Source organism: Parabacteroides acidifaciens (genome assembly GCF_003363715.1).
GTDB classification, from domain to species: domain Bacteria; phylum Bacteroidota; class Bacteroidia; order Bacteroidales; family Tannerellaceae; genus Parabacteroides; species Parabacteroides acidifaciens.
The window spans coordinates 16,784-37,476 of record NZ_QREV01000046.1; the positions used below are offsets into that span (position 1 = coordinate 16,784).

General features: G+C 43.3%; 13 protein-coding genes. 10 read left to right on the forward strand and 3 right to left on the reverse strand.

Annotated elements, in window-relative coordinates; translation table 11 throughout:
* Window positions 1-11: 11 nt before the first annotated feature.
* On the forward strand, window positions 12-2,159 hold the full coding sequence (gene scpA / locus DWU89_RS15805) for a methylmalonyl-CoA mutase (RefSeq protein ID WP_115500600.1): 2,148 nt from the start codon (window positions 12-14) through the stop codon (window positions 2,157-2,159).
* A gap of 86 nt (window positions 2,160-2,245) precedes the next feature.
* Window positions 2,246-3,655: a S41 family peptidase gene (locus DWU89_RS15810; protein ID WP_115500601.1), complete on the forward strand. Its 1,410-nt coding sequence runs from the start codon at window positions 2,246-2,248 to the stop codon at window positions 3,653-3,655.
* 13 nt (window positions 3,656-3,668) lie between these two features.
* Here DWU89_RS15810 and DWU89_RS15815 read toward each other — a convergent pair whose 3' ends face one another.
* Window positions 3,669-4,787 (reverse strand): Card1-like endonuclease domain-containing protein, encoded by a 1,119-nt coding sequence (locus DWU89_RS15815; protein WP_115500611.1) that lies wholly within the window; start codon window positions 4,785-4,787, stop codon window positions 3,669-3,671.
* A gap of 105 nt (window positions 4,788-4,892) precedes the next feature.
* On the opposite strand from DWU89_RS15815, the gene DWU89_RS15820 reads away from it, so the two are divergent.
* The gene (locus tag DWU89_RS15820; RefSeq protein WP_115500612.1) at window positions 4,893-6,353 is read left to right on the forward strand and encodes a glycosyltransferase family 2 protein; all 1,461 of its coding nucleotides are present in this window, start codon (window positions 4,893-4,895) and stop codon (window positions 6,351-6,353) included.
* On the opposite strand, the gene DWU89_RS15825 is transcribed toward DWU89_RS15820, so the two are convergent.
* Complete coding sequence (locus DWU89_RS15825; RefSeq protein WP_115500602.1) at window positions 6,338-7,450, reverse strand: TolB-like 6-bladed beta-propeller domain-containing protein; 1,113 nt, start codon at window positions 7,448-7,450, stop codon at window positions 6,338-6,340. The genes DWU89_RS15820 and DWU89_RS15825 overlap by 16 nt on opposite strands.
* A 457-nt stretch (window positions 7,451-7,907) precedes the next feature.
* On the opposite strand from DWU89_RS15825, the gene DWU89_RS15830 reads away from it, so the two are divergent.
* Genes DWU89_RS15830 through DWU89_RS15840 form a run of 3 tightly spaced genes read left to right on the forward strand, consistent with a single transcriptional unit; the run spans window position 7,908 to window position 11,003 of the window.
* Window positions 7,908-8,843, forward strand: coding sequence for a DUF4922 domain-containing protein (locus DWU89_RS15830; protein ID WP_115500603.1), 936 nt, complete (start codon window positions 7,908-7,910; stop codon window positions 8,841-8,843).
* Window positions 8,840-10,138, forward strand: coding sequence for an MFS transporter (locus DWU89_RS15835; RefSeq protein ID WP_115500604.1), 1,299 nt, complete (start codon window positions 8,840-8,842; stop codon window positions 10,136-10,138). The genes DWU89_RS15830 and DWU89_RS15835 overlap by 4 nt, the downstream gene beginning before the upstream one ends.
* Before the next feature lie 25 nt (window positions 10,139-10,163).
* Entirely contained in the window at window positions 10,164-11,003 is an 840-nt protein-coding gene (locus tag DWU89_RS15840; protein WP_115500613.1) for an ATPase, read from the forward strand.
* 13 nt (window positions 11,004-11,016) lie between these two features.
* Here DWU89_RS15840 and DWU89_RS15845 read toward each other — a convergent pair whose 3' ends face one another.
* On the reverse strand, window positions 11,017-12,051 hold the full coding sequence (locus DWU89_RS15845) for a GntR family transcriptional regulator (RefSeq protein ID WP_115500605.1): 1,035 nt from the start codon (window positions 12,049-12,051) through the stop codon (window positions 11,017-11,019).
* A 363-nt stretch (window positions 12,052-12,414) separates the two neighbouring features.
* Between DWU89_RS15845 and DWU89_RS15850 the strand changes: the two genes are divergently transcribed.
* Genes DWU89_RS15850 through DWU89_RS15865 form a run of 4 tightly spaced genes read left to right on the forward strand, consistent with a single transcriptional unit; the run spans window position 12,415 to window position 20,634 of the window.
* On the forward strand, window positions 12,415-15,501 hold the full coding sequence (locus DWU89_RS15850; RefSeq protein WP_158543398.1) for a SusC/RagA family TonB-linked outer membrane protein: 3,087 nt from the start codon (window positions 12,415-12,417) through the stop codon (window positions 15,499-15,501).
* A gap of 12 nt (window positions 15,502-15,513) precedes the next feature.
* Window positions 15,514-17,217: a RagB/SusD family nutrient uptake outer membrane protein gene (locus tag DWU89_RS15855; RefSeq protein WP_115500607.1), complete on the forward strand. Its 1,704-nt coding sequence runs from the start codon at window positions 15,514-15,516 to the stop codon at window positions 17,215-17,217.
* A 51-nt stretch (window positions 17,218-17,268) separates the two neighbouring features.
* On the forward strand, window positions 17,269-19,395 hold the full coding sequence (locus tag DWU89_RS15860; protein WP_115500608.1) for a hypothetical protein: 2,127 nt from the start codon (window positions 17,269-17,271) through the stop codon (window positions 19,393-19,395).
* A 6-nt stretch (window positions 19,396-19,401) separates the two neighbouring features.
* On the forward strand, window positions 19,402-20,634 hold the full coding sequence (locus tag DWU89_RS15865) for an MFS transporter (RefSeq protein ID WP_115500609.1): 1,233 nt from the start codon (window positions 19,402-19,404) through the stop codon (window positions 20,632-20,634).
* The last annotated feature ends 59 nt before the right edge of the window (window positions 20,635-20,693 follow it).

Sequence of the window (20,693 nt, forward strand, 5' to 3'; positions counted from 1 at the left end):
TCGAGAACAACATGAGACCAAATTTTAAAGATATAGATATCAAAAATGCCGGTTTTGCAGCAACAAATACTGCTGAATGGGCAAAAGCCAATGGCATCGAAGCCAATTGGAAAACACCGGAACACATCGATGTGAAGCCGGTATATACGAAAGAAGACCTGGAAGGCATGGAACATCTGGACTTTGTTTCCGGTCTGCCTCCTTATCTGCGTGGTCCGTATAGTGCCATGTATCCGTTGCGTCCCTGGACAATCCGCCAGTATGCAGGTTTCTCCACTGCTGAAGAATCCAATGCATTCTATCGTCGTAACTTAGCTTCCGGCCAGAAAGGTTTGTCAGTTGCATTCGACCTTCCGACACACCGTGGCTACGATGCCGACAACGAACGTGTTGTAGGTGATGTGGGTAAAGCCGGTGTATCTATCTGTTCGCTGGAAAACATGAAAGTATTGTTCGATGGTATTCCTTTGAACAAGATGTCTGTTTCCATGACAATGAACGGTGCCGTTCTTCCGGTATTGGCGTTCTACATCAACGCAGGTCTGGAACAAGGCGCTAAGTTGGAAGAAATGGCTGGTACGATCCAGAACGATATCCTGAAAGAGTTCATGGTGCGTAACACCTATATCTATCCGCCCGAATTCTCTATGAAGATTATCGCTGATATCTTCGAATATACATCACAGAAGATGCCGAAGTTCAACTCTATCTCTATCTCCGGTTACCACATGCAGGAAGCAGGTGCAACAGCTGATATCGAGATGGCTTATACGTTGTGCGACGGTATGGAATATCTTCGTGCCGGTATAAACGCAGGTATCGATGTGGATGCATTTGCTCCGCGTCTGTCTTTCTTCTGGGCTATCGGCGTAAACCACTTCATGGAAATCGCCAAGATGCGTGCCGCCCGTATGTTGTGGGCAAAGATCGTGAAGAGCTTCGGCGGAAAGAACCCGAAATCTCTGGCATTGCGTACTCACTGTCAGACTTCCGGTTGGTCATTGACCGAACAGGATCCGTTCAATAACGTAGGCCGTACTTGTATCGAAGCTATGGCTGCCGCATTGGGACATACGCAGTCTTTGCATACGAACGCATTGGACGAAGCTATCGCATTGCCGACAGACTTCTCTGCCCGTATCGCTCGTAATACACAGATTTATATCCAGGAAGAAACAAAAGTTTGTAAGCAAATCGACCCGTGGGGCGGTTCTTACTATATCGAATCTTTGACAAACGAACTGGTACACAAAGGTTGGGCTTTGATCCAGGAAATCGAAAGCATGGGCGGTATGGCGAAAGCTATCGAAACCGGTCTGCCGAAGATGCGTATCGAAGAAGCTGCTGCCCGTACGCAGGCTCGTATCGACTCCGGCGTTCAGACAATCGTAGGTGTCAACAAATACCGTCTGCCGAAAGAAGATCCGATCGATATCCTTGAAATCGATAATACAGCTGTACGTAAAGAACAGGTGGCTGCTCTGAAAGAGTTGCGTGCTAACCGCGACGAAGCTGCCGTTCAGAAAGCGCTGGCCGATATCACGGAATGTGTGAAGACTAAGAAAGGCAACTTGCTGGAATTGGCTGTTAAGGCAGCCGGTCTGCGTGCATCATTAGGAGAAATCTCCGATGCCTGCGAAGTGGTTGTTGGTCGTTATAAAGCAATTATCAGAACTATATCAGGCGTGTATTCATCAGAAACAAAGAAAGATGCAGACTTCCAGAAAGCATGTGAGCTGACTGCCGAGTTTGCCAAGAAAGAAGGTCGCCAGCCGCGTATCATGATCGCTAAGATGGGTCAGGACGGACACGACCGCGGTGCTAAGGTTGTGGCTACAGGTTATGCAGACTGTGGTTTCGACGTAGACATGGGACCGTTGTTCCAGACTCCGGCCGAAGCTGCCCGTCAGGCTGTAGAAAACGACGTTCACGTAATGGGTGTTTCTTCTTTGGCTGCCGGACACAAGACTTTGGTTCCGCAGGTTATCGAAGAACTGAAGAAGTTAGGCCGTCCCGATATCATCGTGATTGCCGGTGGTGTTATTCCTGCACAGGATTATGACTTCCTGTACAAAGCAGGTGTCGCTGCTATCTTCGGCCCGGGTACTTCAGTAGCGAAAGCTGCTGTCCAGATCCTGGATATACTGTTAGGCGAATAAAGAAACGTAAGTTTTTCCGAATAAAACCGCGCAGTTTCCATTGGGAAGTTGCGCGGTTATTTTTTTCAATTAAGACAGATAAGACAATGAAACAGAAGTTTGCTTTAGAGAAAAAGACGTTTGCCGTCCTTATGGGATTGTTAGCATTCCTTTTACTGGTCCCGTCTTGCAAGACAGATGATAAAGTTCCCGATCTCTCCGAGGAAGGAACGAATGACTGGATTTATAAGATTATGACGGATTACTATTTGTGGTATGAGGATGTGCCGGACAAAGGAAGTCTGAACTTCTCCCAGTCTCCCGATAAGTTCTTCGCATCATTGTTATCTGATCAGGATGGCGTGAAATATGGAGATAGTTGGTTGACCTTTTCCCGGATAGAGAAAAAGAAGGAAGAAACGAAGTCCATCACGGAATCCGATTCCTATGGTTTCGAGTTCGCATCTTATAAAAGTGGTGATCATTATTATGCCTGGGTTTTGTATGTGCTGCCCGACTCTCCGGCAGCCGAAGCCGGTTTGAAGCGCGGTGACTGGATTGTTGCTGTTGGCAGCGAGAATCCGAATGTGACAAACACGTCTGCCTTTTTTAGTGGTGGAGAGACGACTTTCCTATTGGCGGATATGGAACGGGTAAATAATAGCGTAATTCTTCATAAGAGGGAAACACTATCGATTTCAGCTTCCCGTGCCGTAGAAGACACGCCTTTCCTGAAAGATTCCGTCTATACGATTAATGGAAAGACTGTCGGTTACCTGGCATATAAGAGTTTTACTTCCGGACCGGATGATGAAAATGAGGCGTACAATGATCAGATGAAACAGATCTTCGCCCGCTTTAAGGCTAAGAATGTGAACGAATTTGTGCTGGATTTGCGTTACAACCAGGGCGGCTTGGTTTCCTGTGCCCAGCTGATGACGTCTCTCTTGGCTCCGGCCAATGCTTTGGGAAAGACATTCTGCATCATGGAGCATAACGATAAACAAACCTCGAAGAATGAAACCTTATTGATGAAGAAGAACTCCGAATTAGGGAATGCGAATCTGGACTTGAAACGCCTTTACGTCTTGACCGGAGAAACAACGGCCTCTGCTTCGGAAGCCGTGATCAATTGCCTGATTCCTTATATGGACCGTAGCAATATCACGCTTATCGGTGAGAAAACGATTGGCAAACGTGTGGGAGCGAATACCTTCGGAACAAAAGAAGATTATGAATGGCTGGTGTCCCCGATTACTTTGCGCATCTATAATGCGGAGCACAATGCCGACTATGCAAACGGTTTTGCCCCGGATGTGCCGGTCGAGGAGTTGGTTGTCGGTAATCAGTTGTTGCCTTTTGGCGATACGAACGAGCTGCTGTTGAGCGAAGCGATCTCGCGTATCACCGGATTGAAGAGCCAGTCTGTCCGCACGGAAATCGGCGAGCGTATCAAGTTGCCTCTGTCTTTCGAAAGGAAGAAAAAGGAAGGCCTTCTCTACGATCCTGCAAAGTAAGACCTTCGCTCTCTTATAATTGAAGTTCATCTGCCAGCTTGTCCAACCAGGCTGGCATTTTGTTTAAATAGGTGTTTCGTTCGGTCAGGAACGTCGGAGCAAAGAGATATATCTGGAGGTCTTTGCATTTTTCCTGTAAACTTTCTTCTATCGGATAATAGCTGGCAAGTACGGCCTGCGAGATGTCGCCCCCGTAGGTTTCCCGGACAGCGTCTATCTTGTAAATATCGTTCTGTGTGACGTTGCCCGACTTGCATTCGATAAAGATCAGCTTCTGCTGGTTGTTCAGCAGCACGTCGATCTCATTCTTTGGGTGTGCATCCTGTCCGTTTGTCTGAAAGATGACGCTTTGCCAGACCTCCGGCGAGTTTTCCCGTTGCAAGCTCCAGTTGCGGACCTGGTTTGCCACAAGCGTTTCCCACCAACGGCCCTCGAAATAAAGATGAGTCGCATTACTTTGGGGCAGACGTAATAAGACATATTCCCTCAGCGTAACCAGAATGGAACCGTTCCTATGCTTAAACCTCAGGTTGTTAGCGAAGATTTTAGAGGACGGCAGGCGGTTCAGCTGTCGCTTGCAAAAGATGCTGAAGAACTTCTGGATGCGGGCATGTTCCTGCGGATACTGTTCGATGAACTGCTTGATGCGCTTCGAGGCCTTCACGTCCTCATCGCTTAACTCTTTCGCGTCATGATAGTCCGAAAGGGTGTTGCCGCTCAAGCTCAGAATCTCGTCGTTGTTGAGCGAGCTTTGCAGCGGATGGTTTTCGAATTTGCTCAGATGGACAACTTCTCCGTGTTGTGTCAGGTAGAAAGCATTGGCGCCCGACTCTTTGGCGACAACGAAAGCCGCAAATGCCATGACCTTTGTTCCTTCGGACAGGTTGTATGTAAACTCGCCCTGATGTTCCCGGTGAATCCGGCGGCATACGTCGATTACGTTATTCCCGTTGTAAGGTTCCGCCTTATAGCGGTTGCATCGGATGGAGGATGGCAACAATGGATACATAGGCGTTTCTATATGATCCGTTGCATCCGTATAGAGCAGGTGAATGTGGTCCGGCCCGAATTCTTTGATGCCGTGGTAGACAGAGGTGATGTCTTTCCCAAGCAGGATTATCTGGTGTTTCATTTGTTCTATTTTGGGTGTCGCATACAAAGATACTTTTATCTTCCGGTAAAAGCTCATATTTTATCCTTATTTTTGCTTCCGGTATAAACTAATAACACGATGGAAATGATAAATTGTTTTATTCCGTTCCTTTCTCTTTCCCAGGCCGAACAAACCATCAAAGGGTTGAGGCTTTGCGACCGGATAAAAAAGATATATTTGTTATCGGCAGAGCCCGCTTCCGGCACGGTTATGGGATGTGAAGTTTTATCTGTCGGTTCGCTCAGCAGCACTGCCGCTTGCCGGGCTATCGCTTCACACGCCGATACAGCCTATACATTATTATATACGAAATATACGACGCTCGAACCCGGACAATTCGCCCTGGAACGTATGTTGGCAATAGCCGGCGATACACATGCCGGAATGCTTTATGCAGACCATTACCAGGTGGAAGCCGGCGTCTATAAACCCGCCCCGGTGATCGATTACCAGCAAGGCAGTCTGCGCGACGACTTCGACTTCGGTTCCGTCCTGCTGTTCGACTCAGCCGTATTGAAGCAGGCGGTGGCGGCGATGGACCGTGATTATCGCTTTGCCGGACTTTACGACCTGCGCCTTCGTGTTTCCGAATTGGCCGGGCTGGTCCATATCAATGAATATCTGTATTCGGAAGTGGAACAGGACAAGCGCAAGAGCGGGGAGAAGTTGTTCGATTATGTCGACCCGAAGAACCGGGCGGTGCAAATCGAGATGGAAGCGGCCTGCACGGCTTACCTGAAACGGTGCGGCGGCTATCTCGCTCCCCGTTTCGAACCGATCGCTTTCGATGCCGGGACTTTCGAGCAGGAAGCTTCTGTTATTATTCCCGTCCGCAACCGCATCCGTACCATCGAAGACGCCATCCGTTCCGTGCTGGCACAGCAGACAACTTTCCGTTTCAACCTGATTATTATAGACAACCATTCGACGGACGGCACGTCCGAAGTCATCGGGAAATACACCTCGGATGAACGTGTGATCCATCTGATCCCCGCGCGTTCTGACCTCGGTATCGGCGGTTGCTGGAACTTAGGCGTCCATCATCCGGCATGCGGAAAGTTTGCCGTCCAGCTCGATAGCGACGATGTGTACAGCGGCCCCGACACGTTGCAGAAGATCGTAAATGCCTTCTACGAACAGAACTGCGCAATGGTTGTCGGCACATACCGGATGACGGACTTCGCAATGAACGAAATCCCGCCCGGCGTGATCGACCATAAAGAGTGGACGCCGGAGAACGGACGCAACAACGCCCTTCGCATCAACGGCCTGGGCGCTCCCCGTGCTTTCTACACGCCGGTTCTCCGGACGATCAATCTTCCGAATACCAGCTACGGAGAAGATTACGCCTTAGGACTGCGCATCTCCCGCACCTGGCAGATCGGGCGCATCTACGACGTCCTCTATCTCTGCCGCCGTTGGGAAGACAACTCCGATGCCGCCCTCGATATCGTGAAGATGAACGGACATAACACTTACAAGGACCGCATCCGGACCTGGGAACTACAGGCCCGGATCGCGCAGAACGCTCATTCGTCCAGGTGATAGACCACGAACGGGTCGTCGTGGTAATAAGTTGTCATGACCAGCGTGCCGGTTTTAGGATCTATGACATTGTAGACGCAAAAGTCATGTAGCTTGTATCGTTTGACAGGATTGCCGTTCCAGTCGTATTTCTCCAGATACATATAGTTGTTGCCTTTCTGGGCTTCCGCCGCCACGACATAAGGCGTTCGTCCCGAGTGGGTGATGTAGACGTAATCGCGGGTCGGCAACACTTGCATATAATGGGTGACGTTCGCATCCAGTCCGTTTATGACGGTCAGCGTCTTTTCGTCGAACTCGGATTGCTCGAAGTTGAGCGTCCGGACAGTCTTTGCCTCCATATCCATGAACTTGATGATCTTGGTGTATTTATAGGCGAAGACCATCCGGTCGCGTCCGGGATTGGTGCAAAGCGCGCCTGTCGCCGGTATGCCTTTGGAATGTTGCAGGCGAAGATTATACAGCTTTTCCCGTTGGATCGAATCATTCTCCAGAGGGACGCGGTAGATGTTGCTGCCCATTTGGTAGAGAATCGCTTTCTCTCCCGCCGGATAAGCATGTTCGACATAATCCCAGACCGACTTCCGGTCGAATGCTTTCTTTATAAAATGCTCTTCCAGATGCGAGTCGAGACCGTAAAGATTACCGTTGTATCCGTCCAGCATATAGCAAAGATAGGCCGGGTCAGAGGATTCTATGGCGACCGGCAGCATAAACTCATCCGGTCCGTTTCCCCGGTCACCGATTGTTTTCACGTGCGTAAACGAAGGATAACGGAATACATAAAACGGCGCGTCCCTGCAACCCATAATCAAGAGGCTGTCCCGGATCACCATAGTCGGTTCGACCGGTTTGAAGATGAACGTATCCGGTTCCTCGATGTGTGTCCCTGTGAGTTCCGTCTCTTCGGAGAATACCTCCTTTCCTTTGAGGAACACTTCCCCGGCCTCCAAAGGCGGAAGTTCCGGGATTATTTCGATGGCGACGGTGTCTGCCGGTGGCGTCTCGTTTTCAATCCCGGCAGTTGTGTTTTGCTTTCCGCTGCAAGCCGACAGGCTCAGGATAATCAGGGAAGAGCAGAAAAACAGGTGTTTCATGGTAATTAGAATTATAGTTTGGCTAAAGGTATGTATTTTTCGATGAACGATAACCTCTTTATCTCTTATTTCTTTCTCCTCTATCGCTTAGCCGTTTGTTCGGTATGAATTAGTGGAAGGATACCTATAGATAAATCGTTCGCTTGGCGGTGAACGATCGTCCGCCGCCCAGTGAACGATCGTCCGCCGCCCAGTGAACGATCGTCCGCCGCCCAGTGAACGATCGTCCGCCGCCCAGTGAACGATCGTCCGCCGCCCAGTGAACGATCGTCCGCCGGCAAGCGAACGATCGTTCGGCGCCTGGCGGACGACTAATGGGCAGCCTCTTCCGGGCTAATTTATACCGAACGGTTCGCTAATTCATCCTTATTAGCCGGATAAAAGTATGTGACCTGTTTTTTTTCACTACTTTTGTGATGCGGGTAAAGGTGCTGACAACCGTGAAAACACGAAATATATGAATGAGCTGGAACAACAAATAGAATCGCTCCTTCTCTCTCAGAAGAAGGACTGGAAGTTGGCGTGTGACAATTATGCCTCGCTAACGCATGTGCAGACCCGTTGCTTTGAGGGAGATAGCAGGCTTACGATTCTTCAGTTTAATCCCGAGCGGATTCGCTCGTCCGCCGCTAAGATAGACAAGGCTTCCTTGGCGGCGCGCCCCTGTTTCTTCTGCCATCGGCCGGAGGAGCAGAAGAGCGTGGTGTTTAATGACCTCTTCGAGATTCTGGTCAACCCTTATCCGATCTTCAACGACCACCTGACAGTTCCGCTGCGGCGGCATGAGAAACAGCAGATTGCGCCTTACTACGGCGATATGCTGGACTTGGCGTCCGCTCTGCCCGGCTACGCTTTGTTTTATAACGGGCCCAAGTGCGGGGCTTCCGCTCCCGACCATATGCATTTCCAGGCAGGAAGGCGAGGCGGCTTCCCGATTACGGAAAGCTGGGCCGAGGCTTCGAAGGCGATTGTCCGGGAAGGCGATCGGACGCGCCTCTATGCGTTGTCCGATCATCTGCCGACAGCCTTTATCCTGGTGTCTGCCGACAAGGCGGAAGCCGTGGAAGTCTTTACATTATTATATAATGAGATGGATGTGAAGCCGGGCGACTATGAACCGATGATGAACGTCCTGGTCTGGACGGAAGGCGATTCCCGGATCACCTGTGTCTTTCCCCGGCGCGAATTGCGTCCTTCCTGCTATTATGCGGAGGGAGACGACAATATATTGATCAGCCCGGCTACCGTCGAGATGTCCGGTTTGTTTGTTGTCCCGTTAGAGAAAGACTTCCGGAAAGTGACGTATGCCGACCTGGAGAAAGTCTGGCGGGAGGTCAGCATTACAGAAGCAGAAAAGAATGAGATAATCCGAAAGATAAGAGAAAAAGTATGATCCCACATAAGCCTTTGTCTGATAAAACGTCCGCAAGGTCGCCCTGGTTCTGGGTTCCTTCCCTCTATTTTGCGCAGGGAATCCCTTACGTGGCGGTGATGATTGTTTCGGTCCTGATGTATAAACGCCTGGGAATATCCAATACGGATATCGCCCTTTATACGAGCTGGTTGAATCTTCCCTGGGTGATCAAACCGTTCTGGAGTCCTTTTGTCGATCTGCTGAAGACGAAGCGTTGGTGGGTGGTGACGATGCAGTTGCTGATCGGCGCCGGACTTGCCGGCGTTGCCTTTACGATTCCGACCGCTTTCTTCTTCCAGGCTTCGTTGGCAGTGTTCTGGTTGTTAGCTTTCAGTTCGGCGACACACGATATTGCGGCGGACGGTTTCTATATGCTGGCGCTCGATTCGCACGAGCAGGCGTTCTTTGTCGGCATCCGCAGCACGTTCTACCGGATTGCGATTATTGCCGGGCAGGGAGTGTTGGTGATGTTTGCCGGGTTCTTGGAGAACCGGACGGGGAAGATTCCGCTTGCCTGGTCCGTCACGTTCTTTATCCTGGCGGGGCTGTTCCTGGCTTTGTTCCTCTATCACCGCTATATATTGCCTGCTCCGAAAGGAGACAAACCTTCCGCCACGGTTACGCCGGGCACGATCTTGAAAGAGTTTTTCGCGACTTTCGCCTCATTCTTCAAGAAGAAACAGACGTTGGTTGCAATCCTGTTTATGCTGTTGTACCGTTTTCCGGAGGCGCAGTTGTCGAAGTTAGTCACGCCTTTCCTGGTCGATCCCCGCGAAGTGGGAGGATTGGGGCTTTCGACTGCCGAGATCGGGTTGGTGTATGGGACAATCGGCACGATCGGATTGACTTTGGGCGGCATATTAGGCGGCATTGCCGCTTCTGCCGGCGGATTGAAGAAATGGATATGGCCGATGGCATTGGCTATATCGTTGCCCGATGCCGTCTTTATCTATCTCAGTACGGCTTTGCCGGACAACCTGTGGATCGTCAATATCTGTGTCTTTATCGAACAGTTCGGCTACGGTTTCGGGTTCACGGCTTATATGTTGTACCTGATTTATTATTCCGACGGCGAACATAAGACGGCGCATTATGCGATCTGTACCGCCTTTATGGCATTGGGCCTGATGCTTCCCGGAATGGCGGCAGGCTGGTTGCAAGAGCAGATGGGATATGAAAACTTCTTCTGGTGGGTGATGGGCTGTTGCTTAGTGACACTGCTTGTCACGGCTTGTTTGAAGATTGATCCGGAGTTTGGGAAAAAGAAAAAATAAAAAGGAAAACTATTCTATGGCTAAAATGATATTGATTGCAGATGGCGGTTCAACCAAGACAGATTGGAGCATTGTGTCTGGCAGTCAGGAAATATATAGAATCAAGACGCGTGGTATTAATCCTTATTTTCAGACTGAAGAGGAGATATTATCTGAAATAGAAGAACGTCTGATTCCGGAAATAAAGGAGTATCCGACTATCAAAGCTGTTTATTTTTATGGGGCAGGATGCGCATTTTCTGAAAAGAACGAGATGTTGCGTAGAGCTATTGCTCATTATCTGCCGGTTCAGGTGGAAGTAGGTAGCGACTTGCTGGCAGCAGCCCGTGCACTTTGTGGTCGTCAGTCTGGTATCGCCTGTATTTTGGGAACGGGTTCTAACTCTTGCCAGTATGACGGGAAAGAGATTGTCAAAAAAGTACCTCCTCTGGGATTTATGTTGGGAGACGAAGGAGCCGGTTCGGTTTTAGGTCGCCTGCTGGTGAGTGACGCGTTGAAGAATCAGCTACCTCCGGCTTTGAGCCAGGCTTTTTTTGAAGAGTATCATTTGACGCAGGATATTGTTCTGGAGAAAGTTTATCGTCAGCCTTTCCCCAATCGTTTTTTGGCCGGTTTATCTCCGTTCTTGCTGGAACATATAGAGGAACCGAGTATTCAACAGTTGGTTTGTAAGAGCTTTACAGATTTCTTTACTCGTAATGTCATGCAGTATGAGTATTTGAAATACCCGGTTCATTTTGTCGGTTCTATTGCCTGGTATTATCAGGAACAGTTGAAGGATGTTGCCCGGAGGTTGGATATCGAGATCGGAGTGATCGAACGAAGTCCGCTTCCCGGTCTGATTTCTTACCATGGACAATCTTAAAAGAGAACTGTTATTAAAATGTATTTCTTTTGATCAGTTTGAAATCACATTTTATTTTCCGCGGATTTTTCTCCAGAATCATTTTGGCGGCCAGTTCTCCCATTTGTTCGAAATCAGTGGAAATAGTGGTTAGTCCATCCTGTATGATTTCATTGATAGGCGCTTCATTATAAGAAATGATTCCGATATCTTTCCCTATTTTGAATTTCTGTTCCTTTGCGAACCGGATCAGTTGAATTAGTTCTGTATCCAACTGACTGTTCAAAATCAGATAGACCTCTTTCGGATGAATGATTTCGGGTGAGATGGTCGGATGGAATTCAACTTCGATATTGTTATCTGCGCAGAATTGTTTAATGCCGTCCTTTATATAAGGAGCATACAAACTGGATGTTGATGTCGTAACATTGAGTTTTGAATATTTTTTGATCTTTTTTACTCCTTGCATCATCCCTTCATATACGTCGTGATGAAAATCCTGATAAATTGCCCCATAATTTCCAGGTAGGTCATCCAGCCCTTTATCCAGTAAGATCAGTTTCCGATTGGGAATTCGCTTAATTGCTTTTAATACTCTCTTGTGGACATCGGCTTTTAGCGGGAAATGAGGAGTAATCACATAATAATCGAATGTATCCAGGTTCTCGTCAATAAATTTTTCAAAGACATCTATATCCTGATTATGCAAGCGGATTGTTATTTCTGCATAATTCCCGATGTGTCGATAAAAAGAGTTGTAAAGGACTTGTTTGTATGTACTGATCTTATCGAATAGTAATAATATGTTCATCTTGCGGTCGACAGTGCTATCTGCCACAAAAAAGCCTTTTCCTTGAGTCGCTTCAATCAGATTTCTCTGGCGAAGGATGGAATAAGCTTTCTTGATAGTCTCTTTTGATATTTCTAATTGATCAGACAATTCATTCATTGATGGAAGAAGTTCTCCAGCCCTGTATTGCCCGATATAGATCAAATTCGTAATTTGCTCGATGATCTGCTTATAAACAGGCACCTGTGAATTTGTATCGATTTTTATCAGCTTATCCATTTATTTATCGATTTATCTTTTAGACTTAAGTGTAATGTGGTGCAAATTTAATGAAAATAATTTATTGGTAAAACTAAAAGCGGGGAGAGTTTAAATTGATTTGGATAGAAAAAAGTATTAATTTTTGTGTAGTCACAAATACTTGATCCTCAAAACTTAAAATATGTTTATCCGACTTTGTATTGTAAATGTTATTCAACTGTTTGTCATAAAATGTTGAATCTCTTCGAAAAAAAGGTCTGATTTGCTTGTTTGTTTATTATTTTATCTTTATGTTTGCACCACACTACACAATAGTTGTATTCTCAAACTGTTGTTGTGTGTGGTGTAAGCTTTATGTTTAATCTATTAAATCTATTTTTCATGAGAAAGATCTTAAATCTAAGTCGACAACATGATTACAGGGCATTAACTTGTATTCTGTTGTGTTTGGTTTTTCATTCTTTGTGCTTCTTGCTTCATGCACAGAATGTTCCTATTACCGGAGTTGTAAAAGATGCAGCTGGTGAAGCTATTGTCGGTGCAAATGTTGTTGAAAAAGGAACAACAAATGGGACAATTACAGATATGGAAGGGAAATTCTCTCTTAATGTAACATTGGATGCAACGTTGGTAATTTCTTATATTGGATATATACAACAAGAAGTAAAGGTAAGAGAGAGGAGAATTGTGAATATCATATTGGAAGAAGATACTTATTCTTTGGAAGAAGTTGTTGCTATTGGATATGGTACTGTAAAGAAACAAGATTTGACTGGCTCTGTTGCTTCAGTTGATGGCTCTAAATTGGCAGATCGTAAATCAATGCGGGTATCCCAAGCATTGCAAGGTGCAGTTTCTGGTGTTCGGGTTTCTCGTTCAGGGAGTGATCCGAGTTCATCTGCAACAATTCGTGTGAGAGGTATTACCTCTATCAACAACACTGATCCGCTTGTGATTGTGGATGGAGTACCGGGAACATTAGATTGGGTGAATCCTGAAGATATAGAGAGCATATCAGTATTGAAAGATGCTGCATCTGCTTCAATTTATGGTTCTCGTGCTGCAGCAGGTGTTATATTGGTTACTACGAAAAGAGCAAAGAAAGGTACCTTTAATATTAATTATAACTATGAATTTTCATTAGATAAACCTACTACTACAGTAGAGTATGCAGATGCACAAACTTATATGCGTATGATTAATGAAAGGGATTGGAATGATAAAAATAACCAAGGAAATCAATATACAACTTATAGTCAAGAATCTATAGATAATTATGCTACTATGCATCTTCAAAATCCGGATCAATATCCTGATGTTGATTGGATGAATATAATGATGAAAAAAAAATCGACAAAGCAAAGTCATAAATTGAATATCATTGGGGGAACAGAAAAACTACGTACAAAAATAACTGCAGAGTACGATCAAAGTGATGCTTTATATAAAGGAAAGAATTATGATCGTATGATGTTTCGCGCAAATAATGATATTTATTTTAATGATTGGATTGATGCATCTATAGATGTGAATGGTATTTATTCCATATCTGAGTCACCGGCTCGTTATACAATGACAGCTACCAGACGGCTTTCTGCTCCTATTTATGCTGCAGAGTGGTCTGACGGACGTATTGCTGAGGGTAAAACGGGAGAAAACCCTTATGCTTTATTGGTAGCAGGTGGTAGTAAACAAAGTAAAACCTTAGCAGTAGGAGGAAAAATGGCTGTAAATATTAAACCGTTTGAAGGCTTAAAGATCACAGGCGTTTTTGCTCCTCAGTTTTATCGTGATAAGCAAAAGACATTTGCAAAATCAATACCTTATACATATTGGAATGATCCTAACACAACAGTTGGATATATAATGGGGGCTACTAAAACAACATTGACTGAATCTCGTCCTGATAATATGAGTACAACAACACAATTGTTTGTGAATTATACAAAGAGTTTTAAAGAGCATAATTTTAATGTGATGGCTGGATATGAAAATTATTATTATTACGATGAATCTATGTCCGGTTCACGAGATAATTATTTGCTACAATCTTTTCCTTATTTAGACATAGGAAATGCTAATTATCAATATGCAACAGGTTCTGCTTATCAGAATGCTTATCGTTCATGGTTTGGTCGTATTATGTATAATTGGAAAAGTCGATACTATTTGCAAGCGAATGCTCGTTATGATGGCTCTTCTCGTTTTGCAAAGGATTTTCGTTGGGGCTTTTTCCCTTCGTTCTCTGCCGGATGGGTTATTTCGGAAGAGTCTTTTATGAAGGACAAGTTGTTATGGCTTTCTTCACTAAAACTAAGGGGTTCATGGGGACAATTAGGTAATGAGCGTATAGGTAATTATCCATATCAATCAACGATCGCTTTTCAAAATGATATACTATTATATCAAGGTAATGAAGTTGTAGCGGGTCAGGCGGCAGGTGTTTATAAATATGCGATTCGGGATATTTCCTGGGAGACAACGGAATCATGGGATATAGGTTTGGATGCTTATTTTTTGAATAATCGTTTGCGTTTTTCAGGTGATTATTATAAGAAACAAACAAAAGATATGTTGCTGGCTTTGGAAATTCCAGATTATGTGGGATTGGAGAATCCAGATCAAAATACAGGAAAGATGCATACTAAAGGTTGGGACATTGAATTAAGTTGGAATGATCAAATAGGTGATTTTAGTTATTCTGCGACTTTTAATTTATCTGATGCTAAATCTATAATGGGAGATCTTGGAGGAACCGAGTTCCTAGGAGATCAGGTGAAGAAAAAAGGGAGTGAATTTAATGAATGGTATGGTTATCTTTCCGATGGAATTTATCAGACTCAGGAAGAAGTGGATAATTCTGCAAGAATGAACTCAAATGTGAAACCTGGTGATATTAAATATGTAGATGTAAGCGGTCCGGATGGTGTTCCTGATGGTAAAATATCACCGGAATATGATCGTGTTTTGTTGGGAGGATCATTACCCCGATTTACATATGGTGGAACTATTAATATGGCATATAAAAATGTTGATCTTGCAATTGCTTTTCAAGGGATTGGTAAGCAGAATGTTCGTGAAACAGAAGAAATGGTACACCCCTTTGAGGCACAATTCAGGGATGTCCCTCAAATAATTGTAGGTAAATATTGGAGTGTACTCAATACGGCTGAACAAAATTTGAAAGCCGAATTCCCTCGAATTTCGGAAACTGGGTATAGTAATAACTATACAATGTCAGATTATTGGTTGTTCAATGGTGGATATTTTCGTTTAAAGAATATTGTGTTGGGATATACTTTGCCTAAAGATATAGTGGAGAAGATGAAAATACAGAATTTGAGGGTTTATGCAAATGTATCCGATTTATTTTCTATAGATCGATATCCGAAAGGTTATGATCCTGAGGCAATAGGTACTTATTGGGTAACAACATCTTTCTTATTTGGTATATCTGTTCAATTTTAAAAAATATTGATTATGAAACAAGTTATATTATATTCAGCATTGATTGCTTTATCGTTTTCTTCTTGTAATACATTGGATTTGAACCCTTTGTCAGAGGGATCAAGCGAAACATGGTACACAAATGAAGATGAAATCCAAATGTCTGTTATTCGATTATTTCATCAGGATTTTTGGAAAGATGTTCAGTTTGTGGGAGACCAAGATTTAAAAGATGAGTACACTGATAATTTTACTAGAAGAACATCTTTGACAGCTATAACAAATGCTACTATTAATGGGCAGAGTTCGTTCGTTACAAGCCTATGGAAAAGGGCTTATAAAAATATTGCTGCCGCTAATTTAATAATAAGCAATATACAGCGTACAGAAGGAATCATGTCTGAAGAAAAAATCGCAATGTACCGTGCTAATGCGCGTTTTTCAAGGGCTTGTATGTATGGAAAACTTATTTTCTTATATGGAGATGTTCCCTATTATACTGAAAATATAGATATAGATGATTTTTATTCTTTGGGACGTACCCCTAAATTGCAAATATTGGAAGAGATATATAAAGACTTTGATTATGCAATTGAAAATTTACCAGTCTCATATAATAGCAATTCTTATCAGTTTGCGACGAAAGGAGCTGCTTATGCCATGAAAGCCCGCGTTGCCCTTTATATGGGGAATTACGCAATAGCCCGGGATGCAGCAAATAGTTGTATAAATTTAGGTAAGTATGAATTATATCCGGATTATGAAAAGTTATTTTATCCGGAAACTAAAAATTCCGTTGAAACAATTTTCTGTACCCCCAGAGCTGTGGAACAGAAGATAATATTTCCGGATTATGTTTTACGTTGTCAAATTTCTCGCATAATAGGCGGGTGGAATAATGGAGGGCCTTCTTGGGATTTGTTTTGTTCTTATTTGTGTACTGATGGGTTACCTATTGATGAATCTCCATTGTTTGATCCTCATAATCCGTTTAGAAATCGTGATCCTCGTTTAAAAGCCACAATGGCTGAGTTTGGGAGTGAGTATTTAGGGTTAATCTATCAACCACATCCGGATTCATTGCAGGTGCTAAATGTGAAAACGGGAGAGTTTGTTGAAAACAAGGATAGCCGTGGGGTTGATCAGTATGCATCTTATAATGGACTGATAGCCAAGAAGGGAATGAATGAAAGCTGTTTGAGTTATCAGGTTGATCCTGATAATATCGTGATGCGTTATGCCGATGTGTTGTTGATGTATGCAGAATCAAAAATAGAATTGAATGAAATAGATCAGTCTGTTTTAAATGTTATGAATCAAGTAAGGGCTCGGGCTTATGCAAATGAATCTTCGTATCCTGTTATTTCTACAACTGATCAGAATGAATTACGAAAAATCTTGCGGATAGAGAGACGCATGGAATTTGCATGGGAAGGAACAAGATATGAAGATATCATTCGTTGGCGTTTGGCTGAGAAAGTATTGAATACTCCGATGTATGGCATGTTGGATCCGGAAAGTTTACGTGAGAATGTCGTCAATAAAGGTGGATGGTTTTTCCCGGAAATACCTCCGATTGATGAAGATGGGACTGTCGATTTCTCGGGTATGTATAATAAAGGGCTGGTAAAACTACTTACGAATCGGAAGTTTGACGCTCCTAAACAATATTTGTGGCCGATTCCGACTACTGAAATCTTGATCAATTCAAATATGACTCAGAATGATGGGTATTAAGGTATTTATGTTTATGATGAAGTTAGATAACTAATATGAAAATTTAATATCATGAAAAGGGCTGTTTTTGATTTTTTTATATGCCTGTCCATTTTATTGGCAGGAAGTACTTATTGTTTCGGACAATTGGTTTTGATAAATAAAGACATTTCTTTACAAAGTTGCACATCGATTGGAAACAGTGTATTTGAAAAGAGAGGAGATGATCTGAAAGTGAAGATATCTAAGGGGCAAGGAGGAGAAGGTGTGAGATTCTCTGGTAATTGGGATTTACAGTTGTATGATCAAATGGAGGTTTCATTGGTCAATTATTCTAATATACCGTTGAAGATTGCTGTTCGTTTAGAGAACCGGGACATGAATCTGAAGGCATTTAAGAATTTTTTTAGAGATTATGTTTTGATTCAACCTAATGAAACGAAAGTTATGGTAATGGATATTCCTCGTAAAAGATTTTATCCGAAAGTGGAAGAAAAATTGTTTGGTATGCATATAAATCCATATGGAACTTTTGGAGATCGTTATCATCCTGCTCGTTTAATCGATTTGGATCCAGAACATGTAACTGCTATTTCATTTTATGTAGAATCTTCCTATAATGAAATTGAATGGGGAATCAGACAGGTTAAGATGATTAATAACAGTAGGTATGATATTCCAGTCTGGATGACATTGTCTGATGATAATTTTTTCCCCTTTGTAGATATGTATGGACAGTTTAAGTTTAAGAATTGGCCAGGAAAGGTTTATTCAGACGAAGATTTACATGTAAATTTAGAAAAAGAGAAGGATGATTTGAATAGTCATCCTGGCCCTAATTCGTGGAGTCAGTATGGAGGATGGAAAAAGGGGCCTCATCAGGAGGCTAAAGGCTACTTCTATGTGAAGAAGATAGATGAAAAATGGTGGATGGTTGATCCGGATGGCTATTTATTCTGGTCACATGGTGTAGTTCGTGTCACTCCTTCCTGTGGTATAACTCCTTTGGATAACCGAAAGCTCTATTTTGAAAATTTACCGGCTGAAAATGATACTGAATATGGTTTGTTTTATTTGTTACACGATGAATTATTACAACCTTATTATACCAAAAGAGGGATAAAAGAGACCTATAACTTTTCTGCAGCAAATATTAAGCGTAAATATGGTGATAATTGGCAGGATGACTATGCTGAGATTTGTCACAAGCGTCTTAAAAGTTGGGGCTTAAATACGATTGCCAATAGTTCGGATAAATATATATTTATGATGGGAAAGACTCCCTATTGCGATCGTTTTGAGATCAAATCTCCAAGTATAGAAGGTAGTGCAAATACTGGCTGGTGGTGGGATTTCAGAGATCCATTCCATCCGGAGTTTAAAGCGAACGTAAAAAAGAGTCTTTTGGAGCGTAAAGATGAGATAAAGGATCCGTGGTGTTATGGATTTTTTGTGGATAATGAGTTGAATTGGGGTAGTGATTATGCTTTAGCTCTTTGGACGATGAAATCTCCTGCTTCTCAGCCGGCTAAAAAAGAGTTAGTAAAATTTTTGAAATCGAAATATAAGACTATAAATGACTTAAATCAAAAGTGGAAATCCAGTTATCGAGATTGGAATGATCTTTTATCAAGGGAGGAAGAGCCAGGAAAAGATGCATATAGCGATTGTAAAGAGTTCTCTCTTTTCGTTATTGATGCTTATTTTAAGAATATAAAGGAAGTGTTCAATAAGGTAGCCCCTCATAAATTGTATATGGGATGTCGTTTTGCTGGAGGTGCAAGAGAAGATGTTATACGTTGTGCGGCAAAGCATTGCGATGTGATAAGCTATAATATTTATAATCATAATCTTGATTGGTTTAAGTTTCCTGAAGGAATTGATAAACCAATGATGATCGGTGAATTCCATTTTGGCGCACTAGATCGAGGTCTTTTCCATCCGAGTTTGATTCAAGTTAAAGATCAGAAAGCTCGAGGCGATGCATATATAAAATATGTGGAATCAGCGTTATCTCATCCGAATATAATTGGTACCCATTGGCATCAATTTTCTGATCAAATGGTGACTGGACGTTTTGATGGAGAATGTTTTCAGGTTGGTTTTACAGATATATGCGATACTCCTTATCCGGAAACAATTAAGGCCATTAGAGAGGTAGGATATCATATGTATGAAATTAGAAATGGAAAGAAATAATATACAATGAAGATCAATATTAATACATCATACTATAAATGGGAAGTTCTTTTTCTTCTTTGGATAGCCTATTTTTTGAATCAAGCGGACCGACAAGTTTTCAATGTAGTGTTGCCCTTAATACGGGAAGAGCTAATGTTAAGTGATTTCCAGATAGGTGCAATTTCTACAGCCTTCAATCTTGTTTTCGCTCTTTGTGTCCCTTTTGCAGGCTATGTAGGGGATAAATTAAGTCGGAAATGGATTATTATTTTTAGTATAGCGTTATGGAGCGTGGCTACAATGTTTACAGGTTTAGCTAATGGTGTATTGATGTTAATCTTTTTTAGAAGTGTTGCAACGGGAATGGGAGAGGCTTTGTTCGGACCGGCTAACTACGTGTTATTGTCGGATTATCATGTTGAAACCCGTGCTTTTGCGATGTCTATTCATCAAACAGCCTATTATATAGGTATTGTGATTAGTGGATTTCTTGCAGGTTATATCGGACAACATTATGGCTGGCATAATGCATTTTATATATTTGGAGGCTTCGGTGTAATTCATACAGTGGTTTTGATTTGTAGACTTAAGGATAAACCGATGGAACAAAAAGAACGGATTGTTGAAGCAAGGGATACCATCCCTTTCCTCGACTCTATGAAAATCCTTTTTAAAGTTCCGACAGCTCTCTGTCTGACATTGGGATTCAGTGCTTTGATTTTCGGACTGACAGGGTATTTGACTTGGATGCCGACCTATTTGTATGAACAGTTCGATATGGATTTGGCTGATGCAGGTTTTCATTCGATGTTTTATACACATTTGTTTGCTTTTATCGGGATCATTTTGGCAGGGAGGTATTCGGATCGATTGGCAGTAAAGAATCCGGCGAATCGCTTGTTGATGCAAGCAATCGGATTATTGGTCGCAACACCTTTTATTGTGTTGATGGGGTTGTCTTCACTATTGCCTGTCGTATATGTAGGATTTGCCGGATTTGGTTTTGCCCGTGCTTTCTTTGATGCGAATACATATTCAGTGTTGTACGATGTGATTCCGGAAAAATATCATTCTTCAGCTTCTGGAGTTATGCAGATGACTGGTTTTGCTGTGGGTGCTTTTGCTCCTATGATCTTGGGACTTTTAAAACCTGTATTAGGACTCTCTTTTGGCATAGCATCTTTGGCTATTGTGTGGTTTGTGGCCGGCATACTCTTGCTGATTGCTTACAAACGGTATTTTAAAATAAACACATAGCGAAAAAGAAAATTTGAGCAAAGCGTAGCGAATTAGCTGAAACAGCGTTCGTTACGCTT